This is a genomic window from Pseudoalteromonas sp. BSi20652, from assembly GCF_000239855.1.
Classification (GTDB): domain Bacteria; phylum Pseudomonadota; class Gammaproteobacteria; order Enterobacterales; family Alteromonadaceae; genus Pseudoalteromonas.
In genome coordinates, this window is the sequence record NZ_BADT01000142.1 from 19517 (window position 1) to 28946 (window position 9430).

The 9430-nt window shown below is 40.3% G+C and carries 8 protein-coding genes and 1 pseudogene; 4 read left to right on the plus strand and 5 right to left on the minus strand.

Annotated elements, in window-relative coordinates:
- Nucleotides 1-203: 203 nt before the first annotated feature.
- The 3 genes from P20652_RS06755 (at nt 204) to P20652_RS06745 (ending at nt 3758) form a co-directional block, all read left to right on the plus strand.
- Nucleotides 204-743, plus strand: a complete 540-nt coding sequence (locus tag P20652_RS06755) for a phosphatase PAP2 family protein (RefSeq protein ID WP_008169910.1) — start codon at nt 204-206, stop codon at nt 741-743.
- The gene (locus tag P20652_RS06750; RefSeq protein ID WP_008169911.1) at nt 740-1771 is read left to right on the plus strand and encodes an MJ1255/VC2487 family glycosyltransferase; all 1032 of its coding nucleotides are present in this window, start codon (nt 740-742) and stop codon (nt 1769-1771) included. Before P20652_RS06755 ends, P20652_RS06750 begins: the two co-directional genes overlap by 4 nt.
- 106 nt (nt 1772-1877) lie before the next feature.
- On the plus strand, nt 1878-3758 hold the full coding sequence (locus P20652_RS06745; protein ID WP_008169913.1) for a methyl-accepting chemotaxis protein: 1881 nt from the start codon (nt 1878-1880) through the stop codon (nt 3756-3758).
- A gap of 25 nt (nt 3759-3783) precedes the next feature.
- Here the strand turns inward: P20652_RS06745 and P20652_RS18495 are convergent.
- The 5 genes and pseudogenes from P20652_RS18495 to priA all read right to left on the minus strand — a co-directional run bounded on the left by P20652_RS18495 (nt 3784) and on the right by priA (nt 8885).
- Nucleotides 3784-4159: pseudogene (locus P20652_RS18495) on the minus strand (gamma-butyrobetaine hydroxylase-like domain-containing protein).
- A gap of 59 nt (nt 4160-4218) precedes the next feature.
- Nucleotides 4219-5547 carry an HslU--HslV peptidase ATPase subunit gene (hslU, locus tag P20652_RS06740; RefSeq protein ID WP_008169917.1) on the minus strand — a complete coding sequence of 443 codons (1329 nt, stop codon included), beginning with the start codon at nt 5545-5547 and terminating at the stop codon, nt 4219-4221.
- A gap of 11 nt (nt 5548-5558) precedes the next feature.
- On the minus strand, nt 5559-6077 hold the full coding sequence (hslV, locus tag P20652_RS06735) for an ATP-dependent protease subunit HslV (RefSeq protein ID WP_008169919.1): 519 nt from the start codon (nt 6075-6077) through the stop codon (nt 5559-5561).
- 79 nt (nt 6078-6156) lie between these two features.
- Nucleotides 6157-6678, minus strand: a complete 522-nt coding sequence (locus P20652_RS06730; protein WP_008169921.1) for an SPOR domain-containing protein — start codon at nt 6676-6678, stop codon at nt 6157-6159.
- Between the two features lie 20 nt (nt 6679-6698).
- The gene (gene priA / locus P20652_RS06725; RefSeq protein ID WP_008169922.1) at nt 6699-8885 is read right to left on the minus strand and encodes a primosomal protein N'; all 2187 of its coding nucleotides are present in this window, start codon (nt 8883-8885) and stop codon (nt 6699-6701) included.
- Between the two features lie 230 nt (nt 8886-9115).
- Here priA and rpmE point away from each other — a divergent pair, with 230 nt between their 5' ends.
- Nucleotides 9116-9331, plus strand: a complete 216-nt coding sequence (gene rpmE, locus P20652_RS06720) for a 50S ribosomal protein L31 (protein WP_008169924.1) — start codon at nt 9116-9118, stop codon at nt 9329-9331.
- Nucleotides 9332-9430: the final 99 nt, after the last annotated feature.

Here is a 9430-nt window from a genome sequence, read left to right on the forward strand (position 1 = left end):
ATTTTATCCTCAAAAGATACATTAATTTTACCCTCAGTATACCCTCCTTATAAGCAATAACAACGACTTAATCGCAGTAAATTTAGACAAAACACGAGCTAGATCATTAATCGCAATAATAGTGTCTTAAAAGCGTCACTCAATTGTTATTTACAACACCTAAGCTAAATCGGTGTTCATATATTATGCAATGAAGGGAAGTGATGAATAACAATAATATGTTTAAAAGGGCAGCTCTGCTAGATGAGCAATTATTTTTAACTTTGTTTAATTGCAACTCACCGAGATGGTTTAAAACAATGGCGTTTGGCTTATCTAAAAGCGGTGATGGTGGGCTTTACATACTTGTGTGTCTAGCAGTGTGGTGGCTTAGTAATAATGAGCAGCATCAATTATTACCCGTAACGATATTAATTGGTTTTGCTATAGAAAGACCTATTTACTTACTGGCTAAAAAGAGATTCGCCCGGATCCGCCCATGCGACTGTTTAGTAACAAATGCCTATATAGTACCCAGTGATAAATTTAGTTTACCTTCGGGGCACAGTGCTGCTGCATTTTTAGTTGCTATTATATTGAGCCATTTTTTTCCTGAATATGTATGGCTATTTTTAAGTTGGGCTGGTGGCGTGGCTTTATCGAGAGTTGTGTTAGGGGTGCATTTTCCTGCAGATATTATCATTGGTGCATTAATTGGTAGCTCTTGTGGTCTGCTTGCGTTGGCGCTGGTAGTCCCTGTATGAAAATATTATACGGTATTCAAGGTACAGGGAATGGCCACATAACCCGAGCACGTGTAATGGCCAGTTGCTTTAAAAAACTAAATATTGAAGTTGACTATGTTTTTTCAGGACGTGCCAATAAAGACTACTTTGATATGCAAGACTTTACGCTCTACAAAAGCTTCAGAGGGCTTTCGTTTAATACTAAAAATGGGCAAGTAAAAAGCCTGCAGACAGTTAAAAATACGCGTATTTGCAAGCTGGTAAAAGATATAAAGTCACTTGATGTAAAGCAGTATGATTTTGTACTCAACGACTTTGAACCCATTACTGCATGGGCAGCTAAGCGAGCGGGTATTCCAGTGGTGGGTATTAGTCATCAAGCGGCTTTTTTATCAAACAGTGTGCCTATGTTTAGCCGTGGTATTTTACGAAAGTCGTTAATTAAATATTATGCCCCTGCAGATACGTATTTAGGCGTTCACTGGCGGCCGTTTGCTGAAAATATCATTCCACCTTTTATTGCGCATCACGATCATGGCAACCCCGTTGCGGTTATGAATAAAGTAGTGGTGTATCTACCGTTTGAAAACCTCACTAGCATTGTTGACTACTTAAAAGACTTTCCCGAAAAAGAGTTTTATTGTTATCACCCGCACGCGCAAAACCAGTCGATGGGAAATATACATTTACGCTCACCATCGAGAACGGACTTTTTAAATGACTTAGCCAACACGAGTGGCGTGATTGGTAATGCAGGATTTGAACTTGCCAGTGAAGCACTTAAATTAGGTAAAAAGTTATTACTAAAGCCTTTAGATGGACAGTTTGAACAGGTTGAAAATGCTCAAACGTTACTCACTATGGGAATGGCCCACGTAATGAATTACTTAAACCCACAAGTATTAGATGACTGGAATAACGCACCACAAAACAAGCAAATTAATTACCCAAGCGACCCTGAACCGCTTGTGAATTGGTTACTGCAAAAGCAATGGCATAAAACGCAATTACTTCACAAAGGATTATGGGGAAGTGTTAATTTGTAACATTAATGTTCGGTTAGGTCTGACCAGTTTGCAACAAGTAAAAAAAATAAAGAAGATTAGGTCATTAGTCTATAATAAAGTTGCATATTAACTAGAGGTGTTTGGAATGAGTTTTTTAGAAAATTTGACTATTAAAAGGCGCTTGCAGCTTAACGCCTTGGTAGTTGGTTTAGCAATGGTTATCCTTTTGTGCGTCGTTATTTTTGAAGGAAAGGAAAACTTTAAGCTAAACAAAACTATCCAGTTAACAAAAGAGCTTAATATTCATCAGCTTGTATTAAGAAAGCATGAAAAAAACTTTTTGTTTTACAAAACCGAGAGCTCTCTAGAGTCATTCAACAAAGAGTATGTAGCACTAACAGCTAAGCTGAATGAGTTACAAGCCTTAATGACAGATTTAAACATTGAAACTCAAAAAGCGGTACAGTTTAAAAATTTAGTGGCCAAATATAATAACGACTTCAACAATGTAGTTTCACTACAAAGAAAAATAGGTTTAAACCCTAAAGACGCCCTTTATGGTGATTTAAGAGAGGCGGTACATAAAGTAGAAACATTACTCAACGAGCAAGAAAACCCTGAGTTGTTAGTGCTTATGCTGCAATTAAGACGTGCTGAAAAGGATTTTATGCTGCGATTTGATACCAAATACCTGGCACGTTTTGACGATATTATTACCAAGCTTGAACAAAATCTCTCTCGCTCAACAATCAACCAAGGTACTCAGGCTGAGCTCAATAACTTAATTACCACATACCAAAATTCATTTCATGAGCTAGTTAAAGCGCAAGTTGCGTTAGGCGTCGACCTGGAGTCGGGCGCGCTTGGTCAAATGCGTGAAAGTGTGTCGCAAAGCGATATTGTTGTAAGCCAAATTGTTGAAGAAACCGTTGACCATGTGAAAAATAGTGTTAATGAAGCGCAGTTTTTAGCAATCACCATTTTTGTTATTGCTGGCGTGATTGTTTTAGTCTTAGTTTACTTCACTAGCCACTCAATTATTGTTCCTATTGAGCGTGTTTATCACACGATTAATGACATAAGACGCAACAACGATTTAAGCGTGATGATTGAACAAACAGGTAACGATGAGATCACTATAATGACGGCTGATTTTAATAGCTTAATAGGCGACTTTAAAAACCTGATTTACGAAGTAAATGGTGCTTTAAATACGCTTAATGTAGCAACCGAACATTTATCTGAAAGTACTGCAGCAACAAGCTCTGGTATGCAAGAACAATTACACGAAGCCGACATGGTTGCTACTGCGGCCACCGAAATGCAGGCGACAATTCAGGATATTTCACATAACACAGAGGCGGCAGCTAAAAAAGCGGAGTCTACTAACTTAAGTGCTCAGCAAGGTCGTAGTGAAGTTGAATCAACCGTTAACCATATTAGAGCTCTATCTGATTCATTAGGAAATGCATCAAATGTAGTGTCTCAACTTGAAAACGATGGCGAAACAATTGGCTCCGTGCTTGATGTTATTCGTGGTATTGCTGAACAAACTAACTTACTCGCGCTCAATGCTGCAATTGAAGCTGCACGTGCTGGAGAGCAAGGCCGTGGATTTGCTGTTGTTGCTGACGAGGTGCGCTCGCTAGCCCAGCGTACGCAAGAGTCTACAAGTGAAATTGAAGGGATTATTAATACCTTGCAACAACGCACTCAAGAAGTGGTAAATATAATGCATCAATGTCGTTCTCAAGGTGATGAAAGTGCATCCCAGGCTATTAAAGCCGGTGAGTTGCTGGGCGCTATTACGGAAGATGTGCAAACTATTATGGAAATGAGTACACAAATAGCCGTTGCCATCGATGAGCAAAGCCAAGTTGCGTCAGAGGTGAATAAAAATGTAGTAAGAATTCGCGATATTGCGCAAGACGCATCAGAGCATGCATCGCGTAACGCACAGACCAGTGAAGAGGTATCTGAGCAAGGTCGCGTACTTTATGCCGCAATAGATAAGTTTAAAGTTTAGATTTATTTAAAGTTGCCAATAAGGTTTAGGGAATGAACTTTATTGGCACACTATCTTTGTTTTTAGTATTTTCGCTTACGCGAGCTAAGTACTCATCCCATAACTTAGTCTGCTGTTCTTGCAGCTTTGCAAAATAATTCCAGCTAAATAACCCACTATTATGGCCATCGTCAAAGTCTAGGCGCAGTGCGTAATGCCCAACGGGTACTATTTTTTTTATTGCTACAGATTGCTTGTTTAAAACCAGTTTCATTGGACCTGAGCCATGTCCTTGCACTTCGGCTGAGGGAGAGTGAACGCGCAAAAAATTCACACGTAAAAACAGACTTGGTGTCGTCGTCAAAGTAAACATCTAAGTTTTTACTTATGCTGTGGTAATGTACTTTTGTTACGTGTTTCATTTTGTATCTCATTAAAAAGCCCCCATACGGAGGCTTTTAGTATAACGTTTATATTCGTTTTATAGAATAAAGCGGCTTAAGTCTTCATCTTCAACAAGTGCACCTAGGTGTTTTTCAACGTAAGCGGCATCAATTACAAGCGATGACCCTGCTTTTTCTGATGCGTCGTATGAAATTTCTTCCATTAATTTTTCCATTACAGTATGTAAGCGACGAGCACCAATATTTTCGGTTTTTTCGTTAACTTGCCAAGCTGCTTTAGCTATTCGTTCAATTGCATCTTCACTAAATTCAATAGTTACTTGCTCAGTTTTAAGCAGCTCTCGTTGTTGCTCAGTAAGCGATGCATGCGGTTCTGTAAGAATACGTTTAAAGTCATCAGCTGTTAGTGCTTCAAGTTCTACTCTAATTGGTAGGCGACCTTGTAGCTCTGGGATCATGTCTGATGGCTTAGCCATTTGGAAAGCACCCGAGGCGATAAACAGCATATGATCTGTTTTAACCATACCGTGTTTCGTGTTCACGGTTGAGCCTTCAATTAGTGGCAGTAAATCACGTTGAACACCTTCTCGGCTCACATCTGGGCCTGAAGAATCGGCGCGCTTACAAATTTTGTCTATTTCATCAATAAACACAATGCCGTTTTGTTCTACTGCAAAAATTGCCTGCTCTTTTAGCTCTTCTGGATTAACAAGCTTAGCGGCTTCTTCTTCCGTTAATAGTTTGAAGGCTTCTTTAATTTTGAGTTTACGTTTAGTGCGCTTATCGCCACCCATGTTCTGAAACATGCTTTGAAGCTGGTTGGTCATATCTTCCATACCAGGAGGCGCCATAATTTCGACATTTGGCTGGACTTGCGCTAAATCGATTTCGATTTCTTTATCATCTAACTGACCTTCACGTAACTTTTTACGAAATGTTTGGCGTGTTGTCGAATTATTATCAATTTGGTTTTCGCCATATTGGTCTTTAGCAGGTGGAAGTAAAGCATCTAAAATGCGTTCTTCTGCTGCTTCTTCGGCGCGGTGCCTAAACTTTTTAGTTTGTTGCTCACGCGTCATTTTTATTGAAACTTCCACTAAATCACGGATTATTGTTTCAACTTCTTTACCTACGTAACCAATCTCTGTGAACTTAGTTGCTTCAACCTTAATAAACGGTGCGTTAGCTAGTTTAGCTAAACGGCGTGCAATTTCAGTTTTACCTACGCCCGTTGGACCAATCATTAGGATGTTTTTTGGGGTTACTTCGCCACGTAAATCATCATTTAGCTGCATGCGGCGCCAGCGGTTACGAAGTGCAATAGCAACTGCTTTTTTTGCATTGGCTTGACCAATAATATGTTGGTCTAACTCGTGAACAATTTCTCTTGGGGTCATAGCAGACATAGCGGTTCCTATTATAGTTCTTCGATAGTTTGGAAGTCGTTAGTGAATACGCAGATATTGCCTGCAATAGTTAAGCTTTTCTCTACAATTTCGCGAGCACTTAAATCTGTGTTTTCTAGTAATGCCGTTGCTGCAGATTGGGCAAAGTTACCACCACTGCCAATAGCAATTAGGTCATTCTCTGGCTGAACTACATCACCATTGCCCGTAATAATAAGGGATGCTGTTTCATCGGCTACTGCAAGGAGCGCTTCGAGTTTTCTCAGCGCTCTGTCACTTCGCCAATCTTTTGCCATTTCAACAGCAGCTTTGGTGAGATTTCCTTGGTGCATTTCTAATTTGCTTTCAAAACGTTCGAAAAGCGTAAAGGCATCAGCAGTACCACCGGCAAAACCAGCGATTACTTTGCCGTTATAAAGACGTCGAACTTTGCGGGCGTTGCCCTTCATTACGGTATTACCAAGTGAAACTTGGCCATCGCCGCCAATTACAACTTTGTCGCCGCGGCGTACACTTACGATAGTAGTCATGTTATTCCTCATCATCGAGCTGCAGAGGCAACTCGTAAAAAACGATTATGATGAGGTTATATGGGTGAATGGTTTATTTTCAAGTCCAGCCCCAAATTCCGCAGCCGACTATTTTTACACGTTTAAGTTTATTTTTATCACTTTCGGCTTGGCGTTTTGTTTTATAAGGGCCCAAGCGTACTTTATACCAAATACCATTGCTGCCTTCAGCCTGTTTTATTTCAGAAATAAGGCCTGCAAATGCAATTTTAGCTTTTAACGACTCGGCTTGCTGATGAGTTCTAAACGAACCGCACTGCATAACGTAAGGCCCTTTTTGCTCAAGTTCTTTGACCTCAACTTGAATTTCATGGTTTCTGATTTCTTTAATGAACTCGGGTGTGCGTGGTACAACAACTTTTACAGGAGGTGCTGGGGTAGTTTGTTTTTCAACGAGTTTAGGGTCGGCATTACTTTTAATAAACCATAATCCATACACAAATCCGCCTACCAATAAAATAGCAATAATGACTAAAATAATAGGGAATGGTTTTTTAGCCGGCGTTTGCTTATTATTTTTTCTGTTTGCTGGTTTTTTGTTTATGTAATCGTGCTGTGCCATAGCTTTATTTTGGCCTTAACCTAAATCATGTCTATAGGGTCTACATCTAGGCTCCAGCGAACTTTTTGTGCAAGTTTGCTAGAGCTCAAATAATCAACCATTTGCGCAAGGTACTGATGTAATATGCGGCGATCTTGCGCTTGAATGTGTAATTGAAAACGATACATTCCTGCGACTCTTTCAAGAGGGGCAGGGATGGGACCGAGCAATTGTATACCAGATACCCCATTGACAGGAACCAAATCCGTCAAAAAATCGACGACTTGTTTAATACTATGCCCTTGAGCGCGAACAATGGCCATATTTGTGATGGGAGGAAGGTCGGCGTCGTCGCGCTCACTTAGTGCAAAGCGAGCAAAATCTTGATAGCCATTATTAACTAAATCTTGTAAGAGGGGATGCTCGGGAAAATGCGTTTGTAATAGCACTTGACCAGGCTCTCCTGAACGCCCAGCACGCCCCGCTACTTGGGTAACTAATTGCGCTAAATGTTCTGTCGCTCTAAAGTCGCATGAATATAAACCGCTATCTACATCTAAAATTATAACAAGGCTTACATCTGCAAAGTGATGACCTTTGGCAAGCATTTGTGTTCCCACTAAAATGCGAGCACCCCCTAGGTTTATTTCATCAAGTGCTTTTTCAAGGCTACCTTTACGGCGAGTTGAGTCGCGATCTATACGAGTAACGGGTGTATCAGGAAATTCAGTCGACAGAAACTCTTCGATCTGCTCTGTACCTTTACCATTAGGAAATATTTGCGTACTTCCACAATCTGGGCATTGGTGAGGGACAGGGTATTGATCGCCACAGTGATGGCAGATCATTTGACCGATAGCTTTATGGAATGTAGCGCTAGTACTACAGCGTTTACACTCGCTCAACCAACCACACTCATGGCAAATAAGAGTGGGTGAAAAACCACGACGATTTAAAAACACCATAACTTGCTTACCACAATTTAGATGTTGGCGCATTGTGGCAAGGCTTGCATGTGCAATACCTGCTTGATCGGGCTGGCCTTTCATATCGAGTAACTTAAATTGGTTGTCGGTTGCTGTTTGCGCGCGCTCAGTTAAGCTTAATAGCTGGTATTTGTTATTAATTGCTTTGTGAAGTGTTTCAAGTGCAGGTGTCGCACTGCCTAATATAAGTGGGATTTTATGCTGAAAGGCTCTGTATGCAGCTAAATCACGGGCATGATAACGAAGGGTATCTTGTTGTTTAAATGATGAATCGTGTTCTTCATCAACAACAATCATACCGAGTGTTAAAAATGGCAGAAAAATACTCGAACGTGTACCGATCACTATTGCACAACTGCCTTTTTCGCAAAAGCGCCATGTTTGTAATCTTTCGTTATCGGTAAGGGCTGAGTGCCAAAGCATAATGGGTGTATCAGGAAAACGACGACGAAAGCGGTTTACGGTTTGTGGTGTTAGGCCGATTTCGGGTACCAGTACGAGAGCTTGCTCGCCACGTTTTAGTACTTCTTCTAGGCACTGTAAATACACTTCAGTTTTGCCACTGCCTGTAACGCCTTCTAACAAAAAGCAGCTAAAGCCGGTGCTTTGATTTATAGCTGTGCAGGCAACCGCTTGCTCTTTGTTCAATGTAGGTTTGCTACCGACTGTTGGCGCAACGCTTTGCCATTGGTTATCGTGCTCGATAGTCTGTGTAATGAGTTCTTTATCTATTAAGCTATCGATTGTTTTTTTGCTAAAGCCAAGCGCTTTTAACTCAGTTAATGATGATTTACCTGATTGCGATAACTGCTTTAGTAAATTGAGCTGTGTTTTAGCTTTTAGTGACGGTATTTTTGCTCCTTTTTCCGTCAGGGTAACCATGTTAATACTGGTTTTATCTGGAGATTCACCTTGTCGAAGTGCGCTAGGTAGCGCTATGTGTATAGTTTCGCCTAAAGGATAGCAGTAATAACGAGCAGTAAAACTAAGTAGCTCTATATGCTGAGTCGATAAAATCGGGGTGTCGTCTATTACTTCTATTATATTTTTAATTTTATTTAGAGGGACGTCGGTGCTACTTTTGATGCTCAAAACAACGGCCACTTTTTTTTGATTACCAAAAGGGACCAAAACGCGCATACCGGGTATTAAAGCGCTTGATAAGCCACTAAATTGTTCTTCTATTTTATAATCAAAGGTGCGTGGGAGCGGGACTTTAATAGCAACTTCAACAAAACGCATAACAACTCAACCCATAAAATTAATGCTGTAATGTACTAAAAATATCGCTAAAAACCTAATGGCAATAGTGATTGTAAAAGAGATTGTTCACTTTTTTAGCAAAAACATAAATAAATACTTGTGTAGGGCTTGGTTGTTGGATAAAATCCGCGACCAACAAATTTGTTTTAACGACGTATGGTACCAGACTACGGGTTTGGAGAGCGATGCGGCCTTAACTAGAGGTTTCTATGAAAGAAGGTATTCACCCTAAGTACGAAGTAATTTCAGCAACATGTTCATGCGGAAATGAATTCGAAACAAGCTCTACTCTATGTAAAAACATTCACTTAGACGTATGTTCTGCGTGTCACCCGTTTTACACTGGTAAGCAAAAAGTTTTAGACACTGGCGGCCGTGTTGATCGCTTCAACAAGCGCTTCGGTGCACTTAGCAGCAATAAGTAATTACTGCTGTTTAGTCAAAAAAAGCATCTTAGGGTGCTTTTTTTATGCCTAAAATTTGTTACTCCCCATCTTATTTTGCGATCTTAGTTATACCCCCCC

What these genes read in the sequence shown, in the direction of transcription:
- P20652_RS06755 (WP_008169910.1), top strand. Translation starts at nt 204, where the DNA reads ATGAATAACAATAATATGTTTAAAAGGGCAGCTCTGCTAGATGAGCAA.
- P20652_RS06750 (WP_008169911.1), top strand. Translation starts at nt 740, where the DNA reads ATGAAAATATTATACGGTATTCAAGGTACAGGGAATGGCCACATAACC.
- P20652_RS06745 (WP_008169913.1), top strand. Translation starts at nt 1,878, where the DNA reads ATGAGTTTTTTAGAAAATTTGACTATTAAAAGGCGCTTGCAGCTTAAC.
- hslU (WP_008169917.1), bottom strand. Translation starts at nt 5,547, where the DNA reads ATGTCTGCTATGACCCCAAGAGAAATTGTTCACGAGTTAGACCAACAT.
- hslV (WP_008169919.1), bottom strand. Translation starts at nt 6,077, where the DNA reads ATGACTACTATCGTAAGTGTACGCCGCGGCGACAAAGTTGTAATTGGC.
- P20652_RS06730 (WP_008169921.1), bottom strand. Translation starts at nt 6,678, where the DNA reads ATGGCACAGCACGATTACATAAACAAAAAACCAGCAAACAGAAAAAAT.
- priA (WP_008169922.1), bottom strand. Translation starts at nt 8,885, where the DNA reads ATGCGTTTTGTTGAAGTTGCTATTAAAGTCCCGCTCCCACGCACCTTT.
- rpmE (WP_008169924.1), top strand. Translation starts at nt 9,116, where the DNA reads ATGAAAGAAGGTATTCACCCTAAGTACGAAGTAATTTCAGCAACATGT.